This is a genomic window from Bradyrhizobium sp. USDA 4502, assembly GCF_054063355.1.
This window is the reverse complement of record NZ_JBSSGF010000001.1, coordinates 1,457,986-1,482,835: the sequence shown is the minus strand read 5'-3', so window position 1 is coordinate 1,482,835 and position 24,850 is coordinate 1,457,986. Positions and strand designations below refer to the sequence as shown.

General features: G+C 64.5%; 20 protein-coding genes. 9 read left to right on the top strand and 11 right to left on the bottom strand.

All coding sequences use genetic code 11. The features are described from left to right. Window positions 1-118 precede the first annotated feature (118 nt). From ACVW1B_RS06580 to ACVW1B_RS06570, 3 genes are read right to left on the bottom strand one after another with little or no spacing between them, the layout of a single operon-like run. The gene (locus ACVW1B_RS06580; RefSeq protein WP_456821369.1) at window positions 119-3,556 is read right to left on the bottom strand and encodes an error-prone DNA polymerase; all 3,438 of its coding nucleotides are present in this window, start codon (window positions 3,554-3,556) and stop codon (window positions 119-121) included. Then, window positions 3,553-5,202: a Y-family DNA polymerase gene (locus ACVW1B_RS06575; protein ID WP_456781150.1), complete on the bottom strand. Its 1,650-nt coding sequence runs from the start codon at window positions 5,200-5,202 to the stop codon at window positions 3,553-3,555. Before ACVW1B_RS06575 ends, ACVW1B_RS06580 begins: the two co-directional genes overlap by 4 nt. Next, entirely contained in the window at window positions 5,093-5,872 is a 780-nt protein-coding gene (locus tag ACVW1B_RS06570; protein WP_456781151.1) for an ImuA family protein, read from the bottom strand. Before ACVW1B_RS06570 ends, ACVW1B_RS06575 begins: the two co-directional genes overlap by 110 nt. Window positions 5,873-6,255: 383 nt before the next feature. On the opposite strand from ACVW1B_RS06570, the gene ACVW1B_RS06565 reads away from it, so the two are divergent. Further along, window positions 6,256-7,704, top strand: coding sequence for a UdgX family uracil-DNA binding protein (locus tag ACVW1B_RS06565; RefSeq protein WP_456781152.1), 1,449 nt, complete (start codon window positions 6,256-6,258; stop codon window positions 7,702-7,704). 539 nt (window positions 7,705-8,243) lie between these two features. After that, window positions 8,244-9,866 (top strand): inorganic phosphate transporter, encoded by a 1,623-nt coding sequence (locus ACVW1B_RS06560; protein ID WP_057015669.1) that lies wholly within the window; start codon window positions 8,244-8,246, stop codon window positions 9,864-9,866. Window positions 9,867-9,958: 92 nt separating this feature from the next. On the opposite strand, the gene ACVW1B_RS06555 is transcribed toward ACVW1B_RS06560, so the two are convergent. Continuing rightward, window positions 9,959-10,867, bottom strand: a complete 909-nt coding sequence (locus tag ACVW1B_RS06555) for a LysR family transcriptional regulator (RefSeq protein WP_456821368.1) — start codon at window positions 10,865-10,867, stop codon at window positions 9,959-9,961. Window positions 10,868-11,004: 137 nt separating this feature from the next. On the opposite strand from ACVW1B_RS06555, the gene ACVW1B_RS06550 reads away from it, so the two are divergent. Further along, window positions 11,005-12,186 (top strand): cytochrome P450, encoded by a 1,182-nt coding sequence (locus tag ACVW1B_RS06550; protein WP_456821367.1) that lies wholly within the window; start codon window positions 11,005-11,007, stop codon window positions 12,184-12,186. 147 nt (window positions 12,187-12,333) lie between these two features. Here ACVW1B_RS06550 and ACVW1B_RS06545 read toward each other — a convergent pair whose 3' ends face one another. After that, entirely contained in the window at window positions 12,334-13,506 is a 1,173-nt protein-coding gene (locus ACVW1B_RS06545; RefSeq protein WP_028331680.1) for a M20 aminoacylase family protein, read from the bottom strand. 262 nt (window positions 13,507-13,768) lie between these two features. Here ACVW1B_RS06545 and ACVW1B_RS06540 point away from each other — a divergent pair, with 262 nt between their 5' ends. Next, window positions 13,769-14,194 (top strand): hypothetical protein, encoded by a 426-nt coding sequence (locus ACVW1B_RS06540; RefSeq protein WP_057015672.1) that lies wholly within the window; start codon window positions 13,769-13,771, stop codon window positions 14,192-14,194. A 43-nt stretch (window positions 14,195-14,237) separates the two neighbouring features. On the opposite strand, the gene ACVW1B_RS06535 is transcribed toward ACVW1B_RS06540, so the two are convergent. Both ACVW1B_RS06535 and ACVW1B_RS06530 read right to left on the bottom strand, forming a co-directional pair. Next, window positions 14,238-14,864, bottom strand: coding sequence for a pyridoxamine 5'-phosphate oxidase family protein (locus ACVW1B_RS06535; RefSeq protein WP_456821366.1), 627 nt, complete (start codon window positions 14,862-14,864; stop codon window positions 14,238-14,240). A 164-nt stretch (window positions 14,865-15,028) separates the two neighbouring features. Continuing rightward, the gene (locus ACVW1B_RS06530; RefSeq protein ID WP_092079392.1) at window positions 15,029-15,799 is read right to left on the bottom strand and encodes an IclR family transcriptional regulator domain-containing protein; all 771 of its coding nucleotides are present in this window, start codon (window positions 15,797-15,799) and stop codon (window positions 15,029-15,031) included. A gap of 170 nt (window positions 15,800-15,969) precedes the next feature. On the opposite strand from ACVW1B_RS06530, the gene ACVW1B_RS06525 reads away from it, so the two are divergent. From ACVW1B_RS06525 to ACVW1B_RS06505, 5 genes are all read left to right on the top strand, one after another. Further along, window positions 15,970-16,461 carry a MaoC family dehydratase gene (locus tag ACVW1B_RS06525; protein WP_028331684.1) on the top strand — a complete coding sequence of 164 codons (492 nt, stop codon included), beginning with the start codon at window positions 15,970-15,972 and terminating at the stop codon, window positions 16,459-16,461. A gap of 11 nt (window positions 16,462-16,472) precedes the next feature. Further along, on the top strand, window positions 16,473-16,925 hold the full coding sequence (locus ACVW1B_RS06520; RefSeq protein WP_253609565.1) for a MaoC family dehydratase: 453 nt from the start codon (window positions 16,473-16,475) through the stop codon (window positions 16,923-16,925). A gap of 235 nt (window positions 16,926-17,160) precedes the next feature. Then, window positions 17,161-18,468, top strand: a complete 1,308-nt coding sequence (locus tag ACVW1B_RS06515; RefSeq protein ID WP_456781158.1) for an MFS transporter — start codon at window positions 17,161-17,163, stop codon at window positions 18,466-18,468. 99 nt (window positions 18,469-18,567) lie between these two features. Then, the gene (locus ACVW1B_RS06510; protein ID WP_456821365.1) at window positions 18,568-20,187 is read left to right on the top strand and encodes a GMC family oxidoreductase; all 1,620 of its coding nucleotides are present in this window, start codon (window positions 18,568-18,570) and stop codon (window positions 20,185-20,187) included. Between the two features lie 7 nt (window positions 20,188-20,194). Beyond that, window positions 20,195-21,097, top strand: coding sequence for an alpha/beta fold hydrolase (locus ACVW1B_RS06505; protein ID WP_456781160.1), 903 nt, complete (start codon window positions 20,195-20,197; stop codon window positions 21,095-21,097). A gap of 26 nt (window positions 21,098-21,123) precedes the next feature. Here the strand turns inward: ACVW1B_RS06505 and ACVW1B_RS06500 are convergent, their stop codons facing one another. From ACVW1B_RS06500 to ACVW1B_RS06485, 4 genes are all read right to left on the bottom strand, one after another. Further along, window positions 21,124-21,633, bottom strand: coding sequence for a DUF2721 domain-containing protein (locus ACVW1B_RS06500; protein WP_456781161.1), 510 nt, complete (start codon window positions 21,631-21,633; stop codon window positions 21,124-21,126). A 133-nt stretch (window positions 21,634-21,766) separates the two neighbouring features. Continuing rightward, a complete protein-coding gene (locus tag ACVW1B_RS06495; protein ID WP_456781162.1) occupies window positions 21,767-22,768 on the bottom strand; it encodes a SphA family protein in 1,002 nt (333 codons plus the stop codon). 212 nt (window positions 22,769-22,980) lie between these two features. After that, window positions 22,981-24,414 (bottom strand): DUF1254 domain-containing protein, encoded by a 1,434-nt coding sequence (locus ACVW1B_RS06490; protein ID WP_225163357.1) that lies wholly within the window; start codon window positions 24,412-24,414, stop codon window positions 22,981-22,983. A gap of 91 nt (window positions 24,415-24,505) precedes the next feature. Beyond that, on the bottom strand, window positions 24,506-24,847 hold the full coding sequence (locus tag ACVW1B_RS06485) for an HdeA/HdeB family chaperone (protein ID WP_057015680.1): 342 nt from the start codon (window positions 24,845-24,847) through the stop codon (window positions 24,506-24,508). Window positions 24,848-24,850: the final 3 nt, after the last annotated feature.

Genomic DNA, 24,850 nt, shown 5'->3' with positions numbered 1-24,850 from the left:
GCGCCTCAGGATGCACGGCCCCGCTGGCAGTCGCGCGGAGAAAGCCGGACCGTCGCCCTTCGAGACGACCGCTCCGCGGCCTCCTCAGGGTGACGGTGAGAGAGCCGTCGCACGTGGTTCAATGGAAATCGCGGGACGGCGGCAGGATGCGGACGTTGCGCGGGTGGCGGATCTTTTGCGGCGAGTTGTCGCCGTGATCGCGGCGGTCGTCGTTGAGCGGCTCGATCAGCGCGGGGCCCGCCGGCACCGGATGCTTGCGGCTCAAGGATTCATTTGCGAGGCCGATCAGATCGTGGGAGCGATCGGTCATGCGCTGCGCCACCAGATGCGTCACGCCCTCCGGGCTGCTCTGGATATAGCCCTCGACCAGGATCAGGCGCGCGCCCATCACCTCCTTGCGGTACTGCTCCATCACCTTCGGCCACACCACGATGTTGGCGATGCCGGTCTCGTCCTCCAGCGTCATGAACACGACGCCCTTGGCGCTGCCCGGCCGCTGCCGCACCAGCACGACGCCGGCACAGCGGACGCGGCGGCGGTCGTTGCTCTGGTTGATGGTGTGACAGGCGACGACGCGCTCCTTCGTGAAGGTGTCGCGCAAAAACTCCATCGGATGGCCCTTCAGCGACAGGCGAATGGTCTGATAGTCGGCGACCACCTGCTCCGGACGCGGCATCTCCGGCAGCGGCTTGGCGCCCTCATCCGGCTGCTCGCGTGCGGTGGCGGCCTCGAACAGCGGCAGCGGCACGTCGTCGGGCAGCCGGCGCACCGCCCACAGCGCCTCGCGGCGGTCGAGCCCGAGCGAGCGGAACGCATCGGCGTCGGCGAGCAGGATCAGCGCGCGCTTGGGCAGGCCGGTGTCGCGGGCGAAGTCTTCCAGCGAGGTGAACGGCCGGCGGTTGCGCGCGGCAACGATGCGGTCGGCCCAGTCTGTCTCAACACCGTCATTCCGGGGATCGCGAAGCGAGAACCCGGAATCTCGAGATTCCGGGTCTGGTGCTAGCGCACCATCCCGGAATGACAGTTGAAGCTGTTTCAGCCTCTCCTCGTCCTCATCCAGCCAGTGAAATCCGTCGATCTGGCGAAAGCCGAGCCGCACCGCGCAATGATCGCCGACCTTCTCCTCCAGCGTGTTCTGCGCAAAGCTGAAGGAGACATCGACTTCGCGCACCGTGACGCCGTTCTTGCGGGCGTCGCCGATGATCTGGGCCGGTGCATAGAAGCCCATCGGCTGCGAGTTGAGCAGGCTGCAGCAGAACGCATCGGGATGATGGTGCTTCAGCCATGAGGAGATGTAGACGAGCTGCGCAAAACTCGCGGCGTGGCTTTCCGGGAAGCCGTAGGAGCCGAAACCCTTGATCTGGTCGAAGCAGCTGCGGGCGAAGTCGGGTGAATATCCGCGCGCCACCATGTTGCCGACCAGCTTCTCCTCGTAGCTGCCGATGGTACCGAGATTGCGGAAGGTCGCCATCGAGCGGCGCAGGCCGTTGGCTTCCTCCGACGTGAAATGGGCCGCCTCGATCGCGATCCGCATCGCCTGCTCCTGGAACAGCGGCACGCCGAGCGTCTTGTGCAGCACGTTGTAGAGCTCGTCCTTGTCGCCCTGGTCGGGCGCTGGCGATGGATAGCTGACCTTTTCCTGGCCGTTCCGCCGGCGCAGATAAGGATGCACCATGTCGCCCTGGATCGGCCCCGGGCGCACGATCGCGACCTCGATGACGAGATCGTAGAAGGTACGCGGCTTCAGCCGCGGCAGCATGTTCATTTGCGCCCGGCTCTCGACCTGGAACACGCCGAGCGATTCACCGCGGCACAGCATGTCGTAAACTTTCTTGTCGTCCTGCGGGATCGAAGCTAGCTCCCAGTGCTCGCCCTTGTGGTCGGCGATCAGGTCAAAACATTTGCGGATGCAGGTCAGCATGCCCAGCGCCAGCACGTCGACCTTCATCATGCTAAGGGCGTCGACGTCGTCCTTGTCCCATTCGATGAAAGTGCGGTCGTCCATCGCGGCGTTGCCGATTGGCACATAGGTGTCGAGCCGGTCCTGGGTCAGTACATAGCCGCCGACATGCTGCGAGAGATGACGCGGAAACTCGATCAGCTCGGTGGCGAGCTCGACCGCGAGGTTGATCATCGCATTTTTGGGATCGAGCCCGGCCTGTCGCACCTGCATGTCGTTGAGGCCCTTGCCCCAGCTGCCCCACACGGTGTCGGCGAGCGCCGCGGTGACGTCCTCGGTCAGCCCGAGCGCCTTGCCGACGTCACGGATCGCGCTGCGCGGGCGATAATGGATCACGGTGGCGATGATCGCGGCGCGGTGGCGGCCGTAGCGGCGGTAGACATATTGCATCACCTCCTCGCGCCGCGAATGCTCGAAATCGACGTCGATGTCGGGCGGCTCCAGCCGCTCCTTGGAGATGAAGCGCTCGAACAACAGATCGACCTTGGTCGGATCGACCGAGGTGACGCCAAGCACGAAGCAGACCGCGGAATTGGCTGCCGAGCCGCGTCCTTGGCACAGGATGTTCTGGCTGCGCGCATAGTGCACGATGTCGTGCACGGTGAGGAAGTAATGCGCGTATTTCAGCTCGGCGATCAGCGCGAGCTCCTTGTTCAGGGTGGTGCGAAGCTTTTCGTCGATCTCGCCGCCGAAATATTTGTCGACACCGGCCCAGGTCAAATCTTCCAGATGCTGCTGCGCGGTCTTGCCCGGCGGCACCGGCTCGTCGGGATACTGATATTTGAGCTGGTCGAGCGAGAAAGAGATGCGTGCAGCAAAGCGCATGGTTTCCGCGATCGCGTCCGGCAGATCGCGAAACAGCCTGATCATTTCATGCGCCGGCTTGAGATGCCGCTCGGCATTGGCCTCGAGCCTGCGGCCGACCGCCTCGATCGTGGTCTTTTCGCGGATGCAGGTCAGCACGTCCTGCAGCGGGCGGCGCGCCGGATGGTGATAGAGCACCTCGTTGGTGGCGATGAGCGGCACACCGGCGTCGGTGGCGAGGCCATGCAGCCGCGCGAGGCGGCGCCTGTCGTCGCCGCGATAGAGCAGGCTTGCGGCGAGCCAGACGCCGTCGGCGGCGCTTGCCTTCAGCTTTGCAAGCAGATCGAGCGTGCCTGCCTCCTCAAAGCGATGCGGCAGCGCCAGCACCAGGAGCTGCCCCTCGACGAAGTCGAGGAGGTCGGCGAGCTTCAGATGGCACTCGCCTTTCTCGATCCGCACGATGTCGTCGCCGCGCTTGCCGCGGGTCAGGAGCTGGCACAGCCGGCCATAGGCGGCGCGATCGCGCGGATAGACCAGGATGTCAGGCGTAGAGTCGATGAAGACGATGCGGGCGCCTATCAAAAGCTTTGGCGGATGGGCAACCTTCTCGCTGTCGAGCTCCTTCCAGGCGCGCACCACGCCGGCCAGCGTGTTGTGATCGGCGAGCCCGATCACGGGAATCCCGAGTTCGCTCGCCTGATGCACATAGGCGCGCGGATCGGAACCGCCGCGCAGGAAGGAGAAATTGCTGGTGATGCCGATCTCGGCATAATCAGGTGGAGGTGCGCTCATGCGAACAGCCCATGCACATACCAGTTGGCCGGAACGGGCTTGCCCTCCTCGTCGCGCAGCTCGCTCTCGTAGAGACCGTCGCGAAAGATCCAGAAGCGCTGGCCTTCGGCATCCTCGACGCGGAAATAATCGCGCGTCAGCGACGCGCCGTCCTGCTTCCACCATTCCATCGCGATGCGCTCGGGGCCCTCGACCCGCACCACCTCGTGCTGCGCGCGCCGCCAGGTGAATTGATGCGGCGGACCGTCGGGCACGGTCGCGAACGGCACCTTGATCGGTTCGGGCTGCTCGAATAGCCGCAAGGGACGCAGCGGTGGTTCGCTCGCAACGTGCTCCGGCCAGGCGGCGGCGCTGGCCGCGGCCAGATGATGCTGCGCCGGCAGCGCGAGCGCCGATCGTTCGGGGATGTGGCTCTCCAGCGGCAGATGCACGACGACGCGTTTTCCGCCGATGCGGGCGGCGATGCGGTCGATCAGCGCCGAGAGCTCGTCATTGTCGTGTATGGTGGCGTCGAGATCGCGCTGCTGCTGTACCACGATCTCGGTACGCCCTGCGGCGAGGCGAATGAGATCGAAGCCGAAGCCGGGATCGAGCGGATCATTCAGCGCATCGAGCCGCTCGCGGAACAGGCGATCGATCATCTCGGGCCGCGTCACCGGACGCCCGGTCTCGACCATGATCGCGCGCACCGCACCGTCGGTGCGGAAGAAGCTCGCTTCCAGCTGCCGCGCACCTTTGCCCTGCTTGTCCATCGCCGCAACCAGCATCTTGGCAAGGCTTGAGAGCGTCAGCGCGATCACGGTGTCGGTCGCGATCGGCTCGGGGAAACGCTTCTCGACGATGTAATCGGGCAGCGGCTTGCGCGGGCTGATCGGAGCATCGCCCTGCCCGAGCGCGTGGTTGAGCAAGGTGGTGAAGGCCGCACCGAACCGCGCCGAGATTTCATGCGGCGCGCGCGAGGCGACATCGCCGATGGTCTTCAAGCCGGCGCGGCGCAGGCCGGTGGTGACAGCGGCATCGGCGCCGAGCGCCGACACCGGCAGCGGGCCGACCGCCGCCGCCTCCTCGCCATCGGCGACAATCTTGCCCGAGGCGGTGCGCGTCAGCGTACGCGCCGCGATCGAGGTGCCGGCAATGGCCGCGCTGACGGCAAAGCCGCGCCGGCTCAGCGCCCCCGTCACGGTCTGTAGCAGCGCTCGCTCGCCGCCGAACAGATGCGCGCAGCCGGTGATGTCGAGAAACAGACCGTAAGGCAGATCGAGCGCGACCAGCGGCGTGAAGCGGTCGCACCAGTCGGCGATGTCGTTCAGCGTCTTCAGATCGGCGGCGGGATCGGCATCATAGACCGTGAGCTCCGGACAGATCGCCCGCGCATTGGCGAGCGGCAGCCCGATCGACAGCCCGGCGCGCACCGCGGCCTCGTCGATCGCGTGCAGCAGGATGGCGTTGTGGTCTTTTGCGACGACGACGCTGGGGAGTTCTGCTTTCTTCGCCTCTCCCGCTTGCGGGAGAGGGAGCCCTGCCACCTCCCGTGCATCAGCTTGCGAGGCGATGTCCTGCGCGAGCTTGCGCTTGATGCGGTCGATGGGCAGGCGTGGCAGCCACAGGCTGAGAATACGCCGACGGTTCACTGAATTGGCACTCATCACATTTCCATTCCATGATCCATCGCCCGACCGGGCCATGACGATTGCGCACGAGTTCGGCCTCGAAGCACGGCGCGCCCCACACGCTCGCGGCATTGCCCGGCGGCGAATGCGCCGCGCGCACGATCCAGCGCGTCTCCGCGGTCGAGGGGATCGGGGTTGCCGCGATCCGCAGCACCAGCGCGGTGACGCCGGAGGCCTGCGCGGCCAGGGTCAATTTGCGGCTGGCGACGAGATCGAGCTGGCGCGCCTGGCCCCAGACCTCGAGCACGACCGCGCCGAGCGCATCGCAGGCGAGCGCGTCGGCCGCGGTGCGCAGGCCGCTGTCGACATCGGCGGCGCGCACCGTGACCAAGAGGCGCGGATCGAGGCCGAGCTCGGCAAGCCCGCGTATCGATAGCGCGCCGTTTTCGCGATCGGAAAAATCCTGCCGCACCCAGACCAGCGGCTTGCGTGCCGACAGCCGTCCGGCGAGCCCCGCGATGAAACCGCTCGCCGCGCCGCCTTGATGGCCGGCCGCAAACACCTCGTGCAATGCCGCCGGCGCAAGTCCGCCGCGCAGCATCGCATCCGCGCCGGCGTGTCCGAGCGCGACGCGGTTCGGCATCGCCGCATCCGATGGCGCCTCGATGCGCGCGATGCTGCCGCGCAGAGACGCAAGCGTACCCATGCGTGCGGCGGCGCATGATCCGCCAAAGTGTGAGCGGTTTGGCGACAAGATCATGCGCCTTTCTTAAAAAAGAGGAGCGCGATCGGACGCAAAACCGGCGACCACTTTTGCTGATCGCGCTCCGGCATATGCGCCGCTCCTTCCAACCAAAATTTGAGGCCGTCACTGGTCTGAACAGAGAACCAGGGACTGGCTCATTTGTTCATGATATGTTCTAATATAAAGCTAACAGGGCCCGCAGAGTCAATCGGATTGGTGAGCTCATTGATTCATGAGTGGAATCAATGGGATTCAGCAGCCGCCGAACCGGACGGGCCCTGATCTTCCGCAGTGTTAGCCACGCAGGCCCCGAAAATGGCGCGTGACGGAAACGGAGCAATCGCATGCGCATCATCGTGCTCGACAACGACACCGATTTCGAGGGCTGGCGCAAGGCCGCGCGGCGATTGGCGCTGAACGATGTGAAGCCCGCAGAGATCACATGGACCGTACGCAGCGACGACGAATTGTCGTCGGCATCCTGCGTGAATGAATTGCCGGATACGCCGCAGGCGCGGTTCAATGTGTCGGCCAAATTCGTCGAGCTCGCAAAGGCCGCGATCCTGCATCGCAGTGACGAACGCTTCGCCCTGCTCTATCGCCTGCTGTGGCGGCTGCGCAGCCATCACGATCTGCTCAGTGCGACCGATGATCCCGATGTCGCCGAGGTCCACGCGATGGCGCGCGCGGTCTATGTCGATATCGACAGGATGCATGCGCATCTGCGCTTCCGCGAGATCGGCCGCGAACGGACGGCGCATTACGTCGCCTGGTTCGAGCCGGAGCATCGCATCGTCGAACTTGCCGCGCCGTTCTTCGCCGGCCGCTTCGCCGACATGCCGTGGTCGATCCTGACCCCCGACGTCTGCGCACATTGGGACGGGCACGCGATCTCGATCACGCCGGGCGTCGCCAAATCCGAAGTGCCGACCGAGGACCGGCTCGAGGAGGCCTGGCGGCGTCACGACAACGGCCGCTTCAATCCCGCACGGCTGAAAGTGATGGAGATGCCGCAAGCCTATTGGAGGAACCTGCCCGAGGACTCGATCATTAAACCCCTGATCGAAGACGCAATGCGCATGACCAGCGGCCCCTTCATCGCACGCAAGGCGGCCGAGCCGCAGAAGCGGCAGGATACGCCGATGCCCCGCAAGCAAGTTCAAGGCAAGCAAGTTCAAGACAGGCAAGCTCACGACACCATCGCGGCCTTGCGCGAGGAGGCCGCCGATTGCCGCGCCTGCCCGCTGTGGAAAGACGCAACCCAGACCGTGTTCGGCGAGGGACCGCAAAGCGCAACGCTGATGCTGGTCGGCGAGCAGCCCGGCGACAAGGAAGATCTCGCAGGCCACCCCTTCGTCGGACCGGCCGGCCAGATGCTCGATCGCGCGCTGCAGGAAGCCGGCATCGATCGCCGCAAGGTCTATGTCACCAACGCGGTGAAGCACTTCAAATTCGTGCCGCACGGCAAGATCCGGCTGCACCAGAAGCCGAGCACACCGGAGATCCGCGCCTGCCGCCAATGGTACGAGCGCGAGCTCGCCACCATCAAGCCGGACCTCGTGATGGCGCTCGGCGCCACCGCGGCGCAGAGCGTGCTCGGCAAGATCACGCCGATCAACAAGAACCGCGGCCATCTGATCGACCACGACGGAACCAAGGTGCTCGTCACTGTGCACCCGTCCTATCTGTTGCGGCTGCCGGATGAAAAAGCCAAGGCGCTGGAATATCAGCGCTTTATCGACGACCTGAAAATCGCCGCACATCAGTTGCGCAGATCAGTCGATGCAGCTTGAGTTCCGTAAAACCAGCGGAACCTGAGGAACCACATCGCAACGAGAAATTGTTCTAAGCTGCGGACAAATACCTACAACCTTTAATTGATCCGTGGTAGGGTAGCATGTTCCGCAGGTATCGGGCGTCATGTTCACGCCATGACGTACCCTGAGGCGGGCGCGCTGCGCGGTTTGCTAGCCCCGATCGTGCGGCGCGCCACCTCATCTCTCATCAATCCGCCTCCCTCATTCGCGATCCTCCCACTCGCAGGCGCCCGCCGAATTCTCCGGCTGCCCGGCCGGCCGGATGCCGGTGTGACGTCCTCCGCACATTGTCTCGCCCTGCGAAACGCAGGCCACAGCTTTCCGTCGCGATCCGCGATCCCTTTTTGCTGACGATTGCCACGAGGCCGCGAAGCCACGTGCGCGCTCAATGCGTTGCACAAAAATTCGGCTCGATGTCCACCGTCACCGCAAACCGGTGCATCTCGCGGGGCCGGATTTCAATTGCTTGTCATATGCATCGATCAAAATCGGGAGCATTGGGACAGGAGTTTACCATGAGCGATATGGCGTTACCCGGCTCGATCGAGCCCGCCCTGAAAAAGGGTCCGGACCTCGACAAGGGCTTTCATCCTCTCACCGGGGTTATCTATTTGGGCGTGGTTGCGGCCGCGCTGCTGTTCGTTGCCTACAGCATCTATGCCGATGTCGACGCCACCGGCACGCGCATCACCTCGTTCCTGCCGTACATCCTGCTGTTCGTCGCGCTGCTGATCGCGCTCGGCTTCGAATTCGTCAACGGCTTCCATGACACCGCGAACGCGGTCGCCACCGTGATCTACACCCGCTCGCTGCCGGCGCATGTCGCCGTGGTGTGGTCGGGCATGTTCAACCTGATCGGCGTGCTGCTCTCCAGCGGCGCCGTCGCGTTCGGCATCGTCTCGCTGCTTCCGGTCGAACTGATCCTGCAGGTCGGCAGCAGTGCCGGCTTTGCCATGGTGTTCGCGCTCTTGATCGCCGCCATCATCTGGAATCTCGGCACCTGGTGGCTCGGCCTGCCGGCCTCGAGCTCGCACACCCTGATCGGTTCGATCATGGGCGTCGGCATCACCAACGCGCTGCTGCGCGGCCGTGACGGCACCTCGGGCGTCGACTGGTCGCAGGCGACCAACATCGCGAAGGCGCTGCTGCTGTCGCCGCTGTTCGGCTTCGCGCTCGCCGCCGGCCTGCTCTACCTCCTCAAGATCGCGCTGCAGCGCGCGACGCCGGCGCTGTTCGGCGAACCGGTCGGCGACCAGCCGCCGCCGTGGTGGATCCGCGGCATCCTGATCCTGACCTGCACACTGGTCAGCTTCTTCCACGGCTCCAATGACGGTCAGAAGGGCATGGGCCTGATCATGCTGATCCTGATCGGCACCGTGCCGACCGCCTATGCGCTGAACCGCGCAATGCCCTCGAGCCAGATCGAGCTGTTCACGGCGCACTCGACCGCGGCCAGCAAGGTCATCGAAGGCAAGGCCGCCGGTTACAACGTGATCGGCAACCCGCGCCCGGCCGTGACCAACTATGTCGCGCAGCACCAGATCAACGAAGGCACCTTTCCGTCGCTTGCGGTGCTGGTGCGCGACATCGGCCAGCAGGTTGCCCAGTATGGATCGCTGGCCAAGTTCCCGGCTGACGCGGTCGGCAACACCCGTAACGACATGTACCTGGCGTCCGAGGCGATCCGTTTCCTGATGAAGGACAAGGAAGCCGAGCTGACCGCTGCCGACATCGCCACGCTGAACCAGTACAAGGGCTCGCTCGATGCCGCGACGAAGTTCATCCCGAGCTGGGTGAAGTTCGCCGTCGCCATCGCGCTCGGCCTCGGCACCATGGTCGGCTGGAAGCGTATCGTCGTCACCGTCGGCGAGAAGATCGGCAAGACCCACCTGACCTACGCGCAGGGCGCCTGCGCCGAGATCACGGCGGCCGCGACGATCGCGGCGGCCGACGGCTACGGCCTGCCGGTCTCGACCACGCACGTGCTGTCGTCAGGCATCGCCGGCACCATGGCCGCCAACGGCTCCGGCCTGCAATGGGCCACGATCCGCAACATCGCGATGGCCTGGGTGCTGACGCTGCCGGCCGCGATGATCATCTCGGGCGTTCTCTACTACGTGTTCTACCACCTGTTCTGACGCCCCACGCTTTCGGCGCAGCAACGCGCCGGACAAAGGCCCGCACCGATGGTGCGGGCCTTTTGCTTTGGACCTGCAGCCCGGCTCCTCGCTCAGGCGGCGCAGGCCTTCGCAACCTCGGCCAGCAGGCCGCGCGCCCATTTGTGCAAGCCGGATTTGGCCGTCCGGGCGCCCCAGTACATGTCGATCGAGATCGGCACGCGGAACGGCAGCGCAGCGACATGCCACCCGCCGCGCATCGCCCGCGCCAGATGATGCGGGATGGTCGCAACGAGACCCGTACCGACGATGATGCGCTCCAGACTGTCGTGGTTCGGAAGGTTGACCACCGGCTCGATCTCGATTTCCCTCACCTTCAGCGCCTCGAGATAGAGCGGCTGCCACTCGCCGCTATGGGTGATGAAGACATGCTCGGCCCTGGCATAGGCCGACAGCGCGATCCGGCCGCGCGCCAGCGGATTGGCCCGATCCATCACGCAGACGTAGTGGTCGGTGAGGATATGGCGCCGGAAGAAGCTCTCGCCGACGACCCCGACCGGACCGAGCACGATGTCGCACTGGTTCTGCTTGAGATGGACGTCGCCGTGGCCCGCGGCATCGAGCAGGACGAGACGGACCCGCGGCGCGCCGGCACGCAGCCGCGCGCTGAATTGCGGGATCAGGGTCTGGCGTTCGTGATAGTTGCAGGAGATCGTCACGCTGCCCTGCGCCGTCGCCGGATCGAACTCCGCCGGTGAGGCAAGCCCGTCGATCTCGCCGATCATCTCTCGCGCCCAGGCGACCAGCGCCACGCACCGTTCGGTCGCCGTCACGCCGTTGCCGCTGCGGACGAACAGTGGGTCATGCAGCGCGCCGCGCAGCCGCTCGATCGCATAGCTGATGGTGGACTGGTTGACGTCGAGCCGCTTGGCCGCCGCGGAGAACGACTGCAGGTCATAGACCAGCACGAGGGTCCGCAGAGTCCCGATGTCGATCGGATCGATCGAGGAATTGGCCACCACGCTGCACCTCCCTGCATTACTGGCGGCCAGCCTAGCACAAGGTCATAGAATATTTCGATGAGCCAGATCGATCCCATCGAATTGAGCGATCGCGCGCCTGGGCTAGCTTTGGCGAAAAAGCGCTTCCGGGAGGACCAATGACCAGCGCCGTGCCTGTCGTCACCGATATCGCGTATCAGGATCTGCTCGACGACCCGTATCCGATCTTCCGCCGCCTGCGCGAGATGGCGCCCGCGGTCTTCGTCGCGCCCGCGAAGCTGACGCTGGTGACGCACTTCGACGACATCACGCGGATCGAGCGCGATCCTGCGACCTACTCGGCCGACAATCCGGCCTCGCTGGTCAACAAGGTGATGGGGCCGACCTTCATGCGCAAGGACGGCGCCGAGCACGCGATCGGCCGCAAGGCGATCGAGCCCTCGTTCCGCCCGGCGACGATCAAGGAGCATTGGGCGCCGCAATTCACCGCGATCGCAGAAAAGCTGATCGATGATTTGTTGGCGACTGAAGAGGCCGATCTGTTCTCCGCCCTTGCCGCGCCGATGGCCTCGCTCAGCCTGATGGCGATGATCGGCTTTCGCGCGATGCCCTGGCAGACCCTCGCCGAGTGGTCGCAGGCGCTGATCGACGGCGCCGGCAACTATGCCGCCGATGCCGAGATCGAGCGTAAGGCGATGCGGGCGAGCGCCGAGGTCGATGCCGCGATCGACGTGGTGCTCGAGGAGCATCGCGGCCAGCCCAATCCCTCGATCCTGTCCTCGATGGTCAATGCCGATCCGCCGATGCCGATCGAGGCCATCCGCGCCAACATCAAGGTGATCATCGGCGGCGGCCTGAACGAGCCGCGCGACGCGATCCTGACGCTCGTGCTCGGCCTCCTGGAAAACCCGGCGCAGAAGAACAGCGTGCTGGCAAAGCCGGAGCTGTGGTCGGCCGCGCTCGAGGAAGCGGTGCGCTGGATCTCGCCGATCGGCATGTATCCGCGCCGCGTCACCCGCGATGTCGATCTTTCCGGCATCACGCTGCCGCAAGACCTTCAGATCGGCCTTTGCGTCGGCGCCGCGAACCGCGACGGCAGCCGCTTCGCCGAGCCGGATCGTTTCGACGTGACGCGGCCCAAGCAATCGCATCTGGCGTTCGGCGCCGGACCGCATTTCTGCGCCGGCACCTGGGTGTCGCGGCTGACCGTCGGCAAGATCGTGGCGCCGATGCTGTTCGCGCGCCTGCGCAATCTGCGCCTCCGCGCGGAGGCTCCGCCGGTCGTGCGCGGCTGGGTGTTCCGCGGTCCGGTGACGCTGCCGGTGCGCTGGGACGCTTGATGACGACGTCCTAAAGACAACCACACTCACCGTCATTGCGAGGAGCGAAGCGACGAAGCAATCCATCTATCACCGAGTTGAGGCATGGATTGCTTCGCTTCGCTCGCAATGACGGTCGAGAAGTAGCCCAGCGACTGACAGCGAGCCTCACGCCGCCAATGCGTTCTCGACGATCTTCACGAAATACGACGTGCCGAAGACGATCGCCTCGTCGTTGAAATTGTAGGCGGGGTGATGCAGGCCGGCGCTGTCGCCATTGCCGCAGAAGATGAAGGCGCCGGGTCGCGCCTCCAGCATGTAGGAAAAATCCTCGGCGCCCATCAGCGGCGGCATCTCGTGCACGTTGGATGCGCCCGCGACCTCGCGCGCGATGCGGCTCGCGAATTCGGTCTGCGCCTCATGGTTGACGGTCACCGGGTAGCCGCGCTCATAGGTCAGATCGATCTTGGCGCCGGTCATCTTGGCAACGCCATCCACCACCTCGCGCACGCGCTTCTCGATGAGATCGCGCACCTCGCGAGTCAGCGTGCGCACGGTGCCGCGCAGCTCCGCGGTCTGCGGGATCACGTTGCGGGCGTTGCCGGCGTGGAATTCGCACATCGAGATCACGGCGGAGTCGAGCGGATCGACGGTGCGCGCGACGATCTGCTGCAAGGCGGTGACGAGCTGCGCGCCGACCAGCACAGAATCGATGCATTTGTGCGGACGCGCGGCATGGCCGCCGAGCCCTTCGATCTTGATGTCGATCGCATCAGTTGCGGCCATGATCGGGCCGGTGCGGATCGCGAACGAGCCGATCGGAATCCCCGGACCGTTGTGCATGCCGTAGACCTGCTCGATGCCGAAGCGATCCATCAGGCCGTCCTTGATCATCGCGGCGGCACCCGCGCCGCCCTCCTCGGCCGGCTGGAAGATCACGACCGCATCGCCGGCGAAATTGCGCGTCTCGGCGAGATAGCGCGCCGCCCCCAGCAGCATCGCGGTGTGGCCGTCATGGCCGCAGGCGTGCATCTTGCCCGGCGTCTTCGAGGCGTAGGGCAAATTGGTCTGTTCGTGAATCGGCAGCGCATCCATGTCGGCGCGCAGGCCGATCACCTTGACGTCGCCCTTCGCCGGCCCCTTCTTGCCCTTGATGACCCCGACCACGCCGGTCTTGCCGAGCCCGGTCGCGACCTCGTCGCAACCGAACTCGCGCAACCGGTCGGCGACGAATGATGCAGTGCGGTGCACATCGTAGAGCAGCTCAGGGTTTTCATGGATGTCGCGGCGCCAGGCCTGGATATCGGGTTGCAGATCGGCGACGCGGTTCACGATGGGCATGAGAATTCTGGCCTCAGAGGTTGGACGTAAGTCATCTCTAGCATGCAAGAGCCGGTCCACCCAAACAGATGTGGCATGCTCGCGGCTGGAGCCTGCATTCGCAATCGGGATGCGGGCCGTCCCTCGCTGGACTTTGCGCAGACCTCAGGTCTGATATCATCGCATCCGACCAAAGCCTAATAGTGCGGCACATATCCCGCACGGATACTACCCCAGGTTTCCCGCACCGAAATCCTCTCGCCTTCCAACACGGAGCGGCTGCATGACGCCGGATCAAGCGGTCCTGTTTTCCACCATCATCCTGCTGGTGCCGATGGGATACTTCCTGCTGGCGGCGCCGGCGTTCCTGCTCGTGAAGCTCGACGTCCCGCCGGTCACACGGCTGCTGCGTGGCATGTTCAATGCCTACTTCCTGGTGCTCACTGTTTCGGGCGTGATCGGCACGCTCGCCTTTGCCACGGCCGGCCGGTTCGCCGTTGCGCTTGGCATCGCCTTGATCGCGGCGTTCGCGGTGCTGGCGCGCCGATGGTTCTTGCGGCGGCTCGATGCTGAGGCGGACGCGCGAGACTCGGGTGATCCCACCGCGGTGCGGCGGCTGCGCCAGCTGCATTGGGGCGGCATGCTGTGCAACGCGGTGCAGGTGTTCGCTCTGGTCGGCAGCATTCCCTACATGGCGCCGCTGCCCTGATCGCGGTTTGCTCGCTCGTCCGGATGCGGTTCCCGGCTGTCCGCTATGCGTCACGTTTCCGATGCGGATCGTACTTCGAAAGCACGTCCTTGAGATAATCCCGGCTTTTCCATTCCGGGGCGGGCGGCTCGTACCCGGGCCGAGGCACGTACAGATTCGCCGGTACGTCCGCTGAGGCGCCCATCAGGTCCGGAACGTAGCGCGGGCAATTTGGAAAGATCTCGCATTTGACGCGCACGACGACCTTCGCGCCGTGATGCACGGCAAGCACTTCGGCGCTGTCGTGGATCGTTGCCTTGCCTCGGATGCGCGTGCGAAACGTCTTGCCGTCGAGCCGTACAAACAACAATCCGACGTTCGGGTTGCGGTGAATATTGCCGAGCGTGCGGTACATGTTGTTGCCGTCGTACTCAGGGAATTCAAGCGTATCAGGCCCGGTGATCTTCACGAAGCCGGGATCGCCGGAACGCATCGAGCAATCGACGTTGTCCTGATAGCTGGTCGCGATGAAAAAGAAGCGCGTCTCCTCGATGAGCTTGCGGTCCTGTTCCCAGAACTCGAAGTGGAGGCGATGCTTCTCGAGGCCGTCGGCGACACGCCGACCGTCGAAGCGGTCCTGCAACTCACGCATTCCGTCGTGATAGAAAGGGGCGCGGACTGGGTCGGCCACGGCAATTCTCCGGCAAGTTGAGCAATCGATCTGCACTTTGACGTGGCCGCGATTTTCCTTGGCAGTTCACCCGGCCAGCAAGGCGAAAGACTATTCATTCGGCATGGGCGTGGAAAGCCATCCAGGTCCGGAGCGGGTGAAAAGGCGTCGATAACGGCCGTCCCCTACCCTGATGTCAGCATCTGGCTGCGGATCTCCTGCGCGGTGCGGCGCAGCGGCAGCAGGAACTTCTTGCGCGCGCCGGCTTCGCTCACCGTTCCCGAGATCGTGTTGACGCTGAGCGCGGCGACCACCGCGCCCGCGGGATCGCGCAACGGCACCGCGATGCCGCAGATCGCCGGATCGAGCTCGCCATCGACCCAGGCATAGCCGTCGCTCTCGACGCGCGCGAGCAACTCGCCGAGACGCTCCGGATCGGTGACCGTGCGCGGCGTGACCTGCTTGAAGCCCCCGGTCGCGAGATAGGCTTCGCGGGTGCCGGGCGGCAGCGCCGCGAGCATGACGCGGCCGAGCGAGACCAGATGCGCGGGCAGCCGGCTGCCGACGCCGAGATTGGCGGAAAGAATCCGTCGCGCCGGCAGCCTTAGCGCATAGACGATCTCATCCTCGTCGAGCACCGCCATCGCGCAGGACTCGCCGATTTCGTTGCGCAGGTTTTCCAGCGCACGCTGCGCATGACCCCAGTATGGCAGCGCGTTGAGATAGGACAGGCCGAGCCCGAGCGCGCGCGGCCGCAGGCTGAAATAGCGTCCGTCGGACGCGCAATATTTCAGCGCGACCAGGGTCGCGAGGATACGCCGCGCGGTGGCGCGGTTGAGGCCGGCAGTATCGGCGGCCTCCGCCAGCGTGTGCCGCCCGGGCGGCTTGCCGAGTGCCTCGATGATCGAGAAGCCGCGCGCAATCGCGCGCACGAAGCCGTCACTCTCTTTGCTCATGGCGGGCGCCCAGCTGGTTCCGTCATCGCGCTCACGACATCGCAGCCCGCATGGCTGCCTGCACATGACGCGGCCCTGCGCGCTTGTCAGGGGCTCCCGACCGCGCTAGCGTCAATTCATACAGCGAATGAATTGTTCGCCTGGCGAACTCACTAGCAGGAGGATGCACGATGGCGCAAGCAGAAAGTTCTGCGGCCACCCCGTTCGAAACCGATTTCTGGAAAGACGCGAAGCTGCGCAAGGTGTGGGACGACATCGTCCCCGGCGAGCCGCGCAAGACGCTGCCCTACAAGCTCACGCAGGAAGCGATCGCGCTTTACTGCCGCGCAGTCGGCGAGACCAATCCGCTCTATCTTGACGAAGCAGCTGCGAAGGCCGGGCCCTATGGCGGGCTGATCGCGCCGCCCGCGATCCATATCCTGCTGATGTTCGCCTGCACGCCGGCCGACGACTGGATGCGCTCACCGGGCACCGTCAATGCCGGACAGTCGTGGAGCTACAACATCCCGGCCCGCCCCGGCGACACCATCACCCTGCAGGCTCGCGCACTCGACAAGTTCATCAAGCGCGAGCGGCTGTTCGTGGTGCACGACAACGTCTTCTTCAACCAGCATGGCGACGTGATCTGCTCGGGTCGCGGCCAGACCATCCGTCCGATGTAAGGAGGATCACCATGACCCCGGCGAATTTCGAATCTCTCAAGGCCGGCGACACCATCGACGGCCCGGCATTCGCGGTTTCGCGCGAATCGATCCGCCTGTTCTGCGATGCGTCGCTCGACTACAACCCGCTGCATCTCGACGACAACTACATGAAGGGCGATTTCGGCAAGACCAATTTCGGCGGCATCATCATGCACGGCATGAACAATTTCGGCCTGATCTCGCGCATGTTGACCGACTGGGCGCTTCCGGCCGGCGCGATCCATCGCAGGCTCGAAACGCGCTGGCTGAAGCCGGTGAAGCCCGGCGACACCATCCGCCCGGCCGGCACCATCAAAGCCAAGCAAACGACCGCGAAGTCACGCTGGGTGCTGGTCGACGTCGCCGTACAGAACCAGCGCGGCGAGACGGTCGCGGCCGGCGAAGCGATGCTGGAGTTTCCGCCGAACGCGAAGGCGGGCTAGCCGCGCGCACTCGATCGGAGCAACGGGCTCGACTTACCCCGCCCGCCTGCGGGGAGAGGTCGGAATGCATCGCTGGATGCATTCCGGGTGAGGGGGAGCCTCCGCGAGGGTTGCTGTCACCGTCTATGGGAGACGGCCCCTCACCCCAACCCTCTCCCCGTAAGAACGGGGCGAGGGAGCCTACCGCCGTCGCGGCACCAACAAACAATCAAATAATCATTTCGAGGAGACTTTCATGCAGGATGCGGCCCATTCGCGGCTCTATGGACGGATCGCCTGGCGCCTGATCCCGTTCCTGCTGGCGTGCTACACGGTTGCGATTATCGACCGCTTCAACATCGGCTTTGCCAAGCTGCAGTTCCTGCACGATCTGCAGATCGACGACGCGGTGTTCGGGCTTGCCGCCGGCATCTTCTCGGTCGGCTATGTCGCGCTCGAAGTGCCGAGCAATCTCCTGCTGGTCAAGGTCGGTGTCCGCAAGACGCTGCTGCGGATCATGGTACTGTGGGGCGCAGTCACCGTGCTGCTCGCGCTGGTGCAGAACCAGTATCACCTCTATCTGCTACGCTTCCTGCTAGGCGCCGCCGAGGGCGGCTTCTTCCCCGGCATCCTGTATTATCTGACGCTGTGGTTCCCGGATCGCGTGCGCGGCCGCATGACGAGCCTGTTCGTGATGGCGGTGCCGCTCGGCGGCGTCATCGCGGGTCCCTTGTCGGGCCTGATCATGGATCACATGCAGGGCGTCCATGGCCTGCATGGCTGGCAGTGGCTGTTCATCCTCGAAGGCGGCCCGGCCGTGCTGCTCGGCATCGCCGCCTATTTCTACCTCGCCGACGGACCGCAGGTCGCGAGCTGGCTGAGCGCCGACGAGCGGCGGCAGGTCGCAAGCGACCTCGCCCGCGACCGCGCCGCTGTTCCCGGCACCACGCGGAGCTTCGCGGCGGCGCTGCGCGAGCCGCGCGTCTATCTGCTCTCCTTCATCTACTTCGCGTTCTTCTGCTCGCTCAACACCATCCTGTTGTGGACGCCGACGCTGCTGAAACGCGTCGGCGTGGCGACCACCACCGAGATCGGCTGGCTGAGCGGCGCGATCTCGGTTGCATCCGCGATCGGCATGGTGGCGATCGGCTACAGTTCCGACCGCACACGGGAACGGCGCTGGCACGTGGTCTGCTGCGGCCTCGTCGCGGCGGCCTGCTTCATCGCCTTGCAAGCCGCGCAAGACAGCGTGCTCCTGACCGTGACGCTGCTCGCCGTCGCCTCGATCGGCATCTTCGCGATCCTGTCGCTGTTCTGGACGATTCCGAACGCGATGCTGGAGGGCAGCGCCGCGGCCGGCGGCATCGCGCTGATCTCAGCGATCGGCTCGTTCGGCGGCGCGGTCTGCCCTGCCCTGATTGGCTGGATGACTGCCGCAACCGGGAGCATCTACGCACCGCTCGCCCTCGTCGGCGCCATGCTCGGCATCGGCATGCTGACGCTGATCGTCTGTGTTCCCCGCGCGAGACATGAGGTCACCCTGGCCGAACCGAGCCGCCCCTGATCATCCAGCGCACGCCCGGCATCCACTGCCGGGCTTGTGTCGGCCCGCTGCGTCTGACTAATAAGAACCCAACAAAAGACGCTTGCCGGGAACGAGGACATGCCGCGAAGGCTCGAGGGTGATTTCGACTACATTATCGTCGGCGCAGGCACGGCCGGCTGCATCATGGCCAACCGCCTGTCGGCCGATCCGAAGAAGCGCGTGCTGCTGCTGGAAGCCGGCGGCAAGGACAACTGGATCTGGTTTCATATCCCGGTCGGCTATCTATTCGCGATCGGCAATCCGCGATCGGACTGGATGTTCAAGACCGAGGCCGAGCCCGGCCTCAACGGCCGCGCGCTCGCCTACCCGCGCGGCAAGGTGATAGGCGGCTCCTCCGCCATCAACGCCATGATCTCGATGCGTGGCCAGGCCGAGGATTACGACCACTGGCGGCAGCTCGGCCTCACCGGCTGGAGCTACAGCGACGTGCTGCCGGCGTTCAAGCGGCTCGAGGATCACTTCCTCGGCGAAAGCGAGCATCATGGTGTCGGCGGCGGCTGGCGCATCGAGGCGCCGCGGCTGTCCTGGCAGATCCTCGATGCGGTCGGCGATGCCGCCGAGGAGATGGGCATCAAGCGCATCCCGGATTTCAACACCGGCGACAACGAGGGCACCAGCTACTTCCACGTCAACCAGAAGCGTGGCCGGCGCTGGTCGTCGGCGCGCGGCTTCCTCAAGCCGGTGCTCAACCGCAGCAATCTCAGGCTCGAGACCGACGTGCTGGTTGACCGCCTGGTCATCGAGAGCGGCCGCGCCGCCGGCGTGCTGTTCCGCCAGGGCAATGAGACCGTGGAGGCGCGCGCCAGGGGTGAAGTGATCCTTTGCGCCGGCTCGATCGGAACCACGCAGGTGCTGCAGCGCTCCGGCATCGGTCCGTCCGAATGGCTGTCGCCGCTCGGCATCGACATCGTGCTCGACGTGCAGGGCATCGGCCATAATCTGCAGGACCATCTGCAGCAGCGCGCGATCTACAAGGTCTCCGGCGTGCGTACGCTGAACGAAACTTACTACAATCTCGTGCGCCGCGGCCTGATGGGCCTCGACTACGCATTCCGCCGCCGTGGTCCCCTGACCATGGCGCCGTCGCAGCTCGGCATCTTCACGCGCTCGGACGCGACGCGCTCGCGCGCCAATATCCAGTTCCACGTGCAGCCGCTGTCGCTCGACAAGTTCGGCGATCCGCTGCACCGTTTCCCCGCGATCACGGTGAGCGCCTGTAATCTGCAGCCGAGCTCGCGCGGCACCGTGCGCATCAAATCGTCCGTTCCCGACGACAAGCCGTCGATCGCGCCGAATTATCTGTCGACCGACGACGACCGCCAGGTCGCGGCCGACGCAATCCGCACCACGCGCAGGCTGATGAAGCAGAAGGCGCTGGAGAAATATCATCCCGAGGAATTCCTGCCCGGCCCCTCGGTCGGCGACGACGATGCTTCGCTCGCCAAGGCTGCCGGCGACATCGGCACCACGATCTTCCACCCCGTCGGCACCGCGAAGATGGGAACGACCAATGATCCGATGGCCGTGGTCGACGAGCGGCTGCGCTTCTACGGCCTGCACGGCCTGCGTATCGCGGATGCCTCCGTGATGCCGACCATCACCTCGGGCAACACCAATACGCCGACGGCGATGATCGCCGAGAAGGCGGCGGCGATGATCCTGCAGGATGCGCGATAGAGCGACGATGAACGCCCCGAAGCGCTTCCTGGTTGGCGATGCCGGTGCACAGGTTGCGGTGGCGCAATGGGGCGAGCCGGCCGCGGACAAGCCGCCGACGCTGCTGCTGCACGGTACAGGCTTTGTCGCGGAGGTGTGGACCGAAGTCGCAGAGGCGCTGGCGGCCGATTACACGGTCTACGCGCTCGACCGCCGCGGCCATGGCTTGAGCCACAAGCCGCCGGCCGATCGCTATCACTTCCAGGATTTTGCCGAAGACGTCCGCATGGTGGTGGAGCGCCTCGACCTCCATGACATCTACGGCATCGGTCACAGTGCCGGCGCAACCGACCTGCTGCTCACAGCCAGACTGATGCCCGGTCGCTTCGCGCGCCTGCATGTCACGGAGCCGACCGCGATGGATCCGCGCGCGCCGCGCGCCGGAGGCCTCAGCGACATCGCGAACGGCTCGGTGCAGGGCGTGCTGCGCCGCCGGGCCGAGTTCGACAGCGCCGACGATCTGTTCCAGCGGCTGCGCGCCGCGCCGGCCTTCGCACCATGGACCGAACGGTCGCTGTGGGCCTATGTCCATCACGGCTTTGCGCGGCTCGACGACGGCCGCATGCGGCTGCTTTGTACGCCGGAAATCGAGTCGGCCCTGCTCGGGCCGATCTTCCAGGCCATGGAGCAAATCTACACCGGCGACGCCCGCGGTAATCCGTTCCCCTGGTTCTCCGACATTGCCTGCCCGGTCTGCATCGCGACCACCGAGCAGTCATGGCCGATCTACAAGGAAATGGCCGACCGCGCCGCGGCGCTGATCCCGCATGCGAGCCGCTGGACCTTCGACGGCGTCGGCCATTGCGTCGCGCAGGAAGCGCCGGAGCTGCTGGTGGCAGCGCTCGCGACATTTGCCGCGCGTGCGCGTTAAGGCGTGCACGTATCAATGCGTTGCGTCTAGCCGTAGTGATCGAACTCGCTCAGGGCAATTCGGACCTCTCGCGCGAAATCGACCAACGACACGATGAAAGCCACAACGGCAACAATGAAGAGAATGGCAACGCCCCGCTCGTGCTGGATGTGAAGGAACGCACTCACAAAGCCGACGACGATGACAACGCTGATCGAAATGCTTCCCATGATGGACCAGAAGATCGCGCGATTGATCATGGTGGCGCGCCGAGCAAGACGCGGCAGGTCTGCCTTGAGCCGGCATCTCGCCTGATCCTGATCCGAAATTTGGTTCAGGTAAATCGATCTGTCGATGATCCGGTTCAGGCGGGAAATCAGCAGCGCGATAAAGGCCGCCAATGCGCCAAGCAGAAATGCGGGCGCAGCCGCTTGAGAAATCACTTGAGAGAGCTGACTGACCGACGGCGTATCCGGTAACATCGACTCCACTTTCGGGTTAACGCGGCCGAAATCAACCGGCCGAGCATTGGCAACTTGGGCCCTGCGGCCTGACAATCACGACGCCCGCGTATCGAACCGGCGTCGGCGAAAATTGCCGGGCGGCGTCCGAACGGCGGGCGTCGCCACCGGCACGGTTGCGGCCTATAGTGGCGTGATCTCGGCACAATCGAAGGCGCCAGCAGCGCTGCTATTTTGTCACGACCCGTCGGGTCGGCGTCACGGTGCTGGTCTGCGCCATCGGAGAGATCGAGAACGTCAACCAGGTATTCCAGCCGGCCGGGCGATTCTCTGCTGCAAATTCTCCATACCCTTTGAGATTCAGATAACCCTGCATGTCGCCTACGGGAAACAGGAAGCCGATCTGCGGACCAACGCCAAGCACGCGGGACCGGAAGCCTCCCAGGACAGGGTGCTGGCCGAAATCGTCGGTGACCTGCTGATAGGCATATCCAACCAGGCCAACGAAAACCTGCTTTGACAGGAATTGGGAGGCGCCCCAATCCAGATGGAAGTCGACCCCGCTCTGGTACTGGGTATCCGGATTCTTGAAATTGTAGGTGAAGCCCGCGACCGCGGAAAATTCGTGGCCCGCCTGCTGGTTGAAGTAGGTGTAGCCGCCGCCGGCATCGATGGCCGCGTGACCGATGCCGAGATTGGCAAGGCTGCTCGGGCTGTATGCTCCGACCGGGATGTCTCCCGTTACATAGCTCATGAAATTGTGCACCCCGGCGTTCCACTTCAGCGTCGCCTGCGGGTAGAGGTCGCCGACCGATGTGATCGAATCGCCGAAGCTGCCGGTGCGGGTTGTCGCCAGCGGACCGACGGCCGCCGTCAGCGTCCCCGCAAGATCCGCGCTCGACCGTCCGAACAGCCCGGTCACGCCGATGGCAAGTTGGCCACCCAGCACCGGCGTTGCGAACGTATAAGTGGGATTGAGAAGGATGAGATCCGCCTGCGCGTTGAGATGCAGGTTTAGGTTGACGTTAGCCGCGGCGGGGATTCTGCCGACCTGGATCTCCCTGGCGGCCGCAGCATTGCCGAATGCACTTACGCTGGTGTGATAGTAGACCTCCGCCATCGACCAGCCAGGGACCTGCGGGGTCGCAGCGAGGCTGCCGAAGCGGCCGGGAAGCCAATATGAGACGCCGCTTTCGTCGGCACGCGCGGATTCAGACGAAACTGACGCCATGACCAGTATCATGGCGATGCCGACATCCCTGAGTGTCTTGCCTCGCCCGTTTGGTCGCCGCCTCATCGAAAGACCGCGAAGCCGCATGTCACGCCCCCTTTGGTGCGGTGCGGAACGACCTGTACGGCTCGCTCAGGCGCACGATTCGCCTCCGCAAATTGTAGCACATTGATTCATGCCGGCCCGGTTGGAGCCGGCATGAATCCAGTTTCTCAGGCCCCGATCTTCTTGGCGGCCGGAATCGTCCAAGTGCCGTTGATGATCGAGGGGTCGGTTTCCTGCGGCCAATACATCCGCAGCATGAGTATGAAATCTCCCTCGGGCGCAGGAAGCCAGTTCGATTCCTTGTCTTTGCCGGGCGAGTCTTTCTGAATATAGAGATCGGTCGAGCCGTCCGGATTTTCCTTCAGATTTTCCCGCGCACTGATCGAATATCGGTTGAGCGGATTGTTCACGAAGAAGTAGCTGCTGTCGTACATCGTGAGCGACCAGAATCCCTCGACCGGAGGCAAGTGGCCTTTGGGAAACCGCATAACGTACTTGTTCGCACCATTGTACTTGCGGTCATCCGCATCCTTTTGCGAGGTCGGATAGACCGCATCCTGCGGGCGGTTGGCGCCGAGTCCGATCGCGGTTACCAGGGCCCGCATCAGGTAGTCCGTCCCGTAGATGCCGGTTTTCGTCGTGAACGCAAAGCCATTCTCATCCGTGATGGCCTTGTTGACCTTGAACTGAAGCATGATCCTGTCGAATGACACCTCGGGGACACGCTTCAGGAAGTCCGCCTTCAGCTTGGTCTCGTCAAAGTCCCGCCCGGGTACGATGCCGATGCGGGCAAATTTGGCGAGCTGGGCCGCGTCTGCCGCGTTCGGCGGGTTGCTTTTCATGAGCTCGCATAGCAGCTTGAAATACGACACCGCGTCCATGCGATTGACCTGTTCGCGGACGGCCGTCTTCATGTCGATCGAAGGATCGACCTTTCCTGGAGGCGGTGTGTACGGCTTACCGTAAGCACTGAGCGGAACGAGCTTGCACTCATCCTGCAGCTTGTGGACGGCGGCGTAGTCCTCCGGCGTTCCGGTGCAATAGATGCGGCCGAGCAGCCACACGATATTGGTGGGCGATTTGTACTCCTTCACGCCGTCCGGCAGCGTGCCCTTCCAGCCGGGCCCGGTGATGGCATAGGTTTGGGCACCGGTGCCGGTGGTGCGCTTCCCCGGCACCTGGAACACCGTCGTCCAGCCATCAAGCATGGGCATCAGGAAATAGCGCCCCTTCATGTCCGGGATGCTGAGGACCCACGGCTCTTTGCCGACGTCGAAGAAGGACGTGGTGTAGAGCGTGTCCGCGTTGGGCGCAGTGACGTCACGGAACGACGCGTCCGGATATTGACGCAGCTTGATGATATGGCCCATCGGCCCCCGCGTGCCCACGGGCTCCGCGACGTTGGTGATGATCCTCCGCGTCATCTCCATCGTCACCAACGGATAGCCGAATATGTAGGCGTCGCTCGCGAGCCAGAAGTCCTCCAAGCCCTGACCGACACCCGCGAAAGCTCCCTCCTCGGCGACGGCTGGTCGACCTATCGCCGCTCCGGTGAGCAGACCCATTCCGCCGAGCGCAAGATTGCGACGCGTGATCTCCATTGTTCTCTCCTTTGCAAATCGAATGGTCTTCAAACAATCGTCAGGCTGCTCCGACTGTCGGCCTGCCGTAAAAGGTGTCCGATCCCGCGGGTCAGGGCTGCATCCTGATCCCGAGCGCCGCTCTCATATCCTTGAAGACCGCCGCGATCGCCTCGATGATGAGTTGATCAGGATGAGCCTTGCAATGTTGAATCACTTCGTGCTCGGCCTCGCGGGACTTCTTGATGTCGAGGTAGTGCTTGCGCGCAAGCCCGTTGTACCAACCGCTGTACCAGGCAGTGAGAAGATCGGCGTCTCCCTGCCATGTTCCGGCGAGTTGCGCGCAGGTCAGCTTCTGAACGTCCAGATAGCCTTCGGCGTTGGCGTAGGCGCTGAGGTCTGTCTGCGCGTGCGCCGACTGAATGCCGGCGACGATCAGCGATGCTGCGATCATAGC

Bases quoted from the DNA above. Each gene is read 5' to 3' on its own strand.
- ACVW1B_RS06580 (WP_456821369.1), bottom strand. From the start codon at position 3,556: ATGAGCGCACCTCCACCTGATTATGCCGAGATCGGCATCACCAGCAAT.
- ACVW1B_RS06575 (WP_456781150.1), bottom strand. From the start codon at position 5,202: ATGAGTGCCAATTCAGTGAACCGTCGGCGTATTCTCAGCCTGTGGCTG.
- ACVW1B_RS06570 (WP_456781151.1), bottom strand. From the start codon at position 5,872: ATGGGTACGCTTGCGTCTCTGCGCGGCAGCATCGCGCGCATCGAGGCG.
- ACVW1B_RS06565 (WP_456781152.1), top strand. From the start codon at position 6,256: ATGCGCATCATCGTGCTCGACAACGACACCGATTTCGAGGGCTGGCGC.
- ACVW1B_RS06560 (WP_057015669.1), top strand. From the start codon at position 8,244: ATGAGCGATATGGCGTTACCCGGCTCGATCGAGCCCGCCCTGAAAAAG.
- ACVW1B_RS06550 (WP_456821367.1), top strand. From the start codon at position 11,005: ATGACCAGCGCCGTGCCTGTCGTCACCGATATCGCGTATCAGGATCTG.
- ACVW1B_RS06545 (WP_028331680.1), bottom strand. From the start codon at position 13,506: ATGCCCATCGTGAACCGCGTCGCCGATCTGCAACCCGATATCCAGGCC.
- ACVW1B_RS06540 (WP_057015672.1), top strand. From the start codon at position 13,769: ATGACGCCGGATCAAGCGGTCCTGTTTTCCACCATCATCCTGCTGGTG.
- ACVW1B_RS06530 (WP_092079392.1), bottom strand. From the start codon at position 15,799: ATGAGCAAAGAGAGTGACGGCTTCGTGCGCGCGATTGCGCGCGGCTTC.
- ACVW1B_RS06525 (WP_028331684.1), top strand. From the start codon at position 15,970: ATGGCGCAAGCAGAAAGTTCTGCGGCCACCCCGTTCGAAACCGATTTC.
- ACVW1B_RS06520 (WP_253609565.1), top strand. From the start codon at position 16,473: ATGACCCCGGCGAATTTCGAATCTCTCAAGGCCGGCGACACCATCGAC.
- ACVW1B_RS06515 (WP_456781158.1), top strand. From the start codon at position 17,161: ATGCAGGATGCGGCCCATTCGCGGCTCTATGGACGGATCGCCTGGCGC.
- ACVW1B_RS06510 (WP_456821365.1), top strand. From the start codon at position 18,568: ATGCCGCGAAGGCTCGAGGGTGATTTCGACTACATTATCGTCGGCGCA.
- ACVW1B_RS06505 (WP_456781160.1), top strand. From the start codon at position 20,195: ATGAACGCCCCGAAGCGCTTCCTGGTTGGCGATGCCGGTGCACAGGTT.
- ACVW1B_RS06495 (WP_456781162.1), bottom strand. From the start codon at position 22,768: ATGGCGTCAGTTTCGTCTGAATCCGCGCGTGCCGACGAAAGCGGCGTC.
- ACVW1B_RS06490 (WP_225163357.1), bottom strand. From the start codon at position 24,414: ATGGAGATCACGCGTCGCAATCTTGCGCTCGGCGGAATGGGTCTGCTC.
- ACVW1B_RS06485 (WP_057015680.1), bottom strand. From the start codon at position 24,847: ATGATCGCAGCATCGCTGATCGTCGCCGGCATTCAGTCGGCGCACGCG.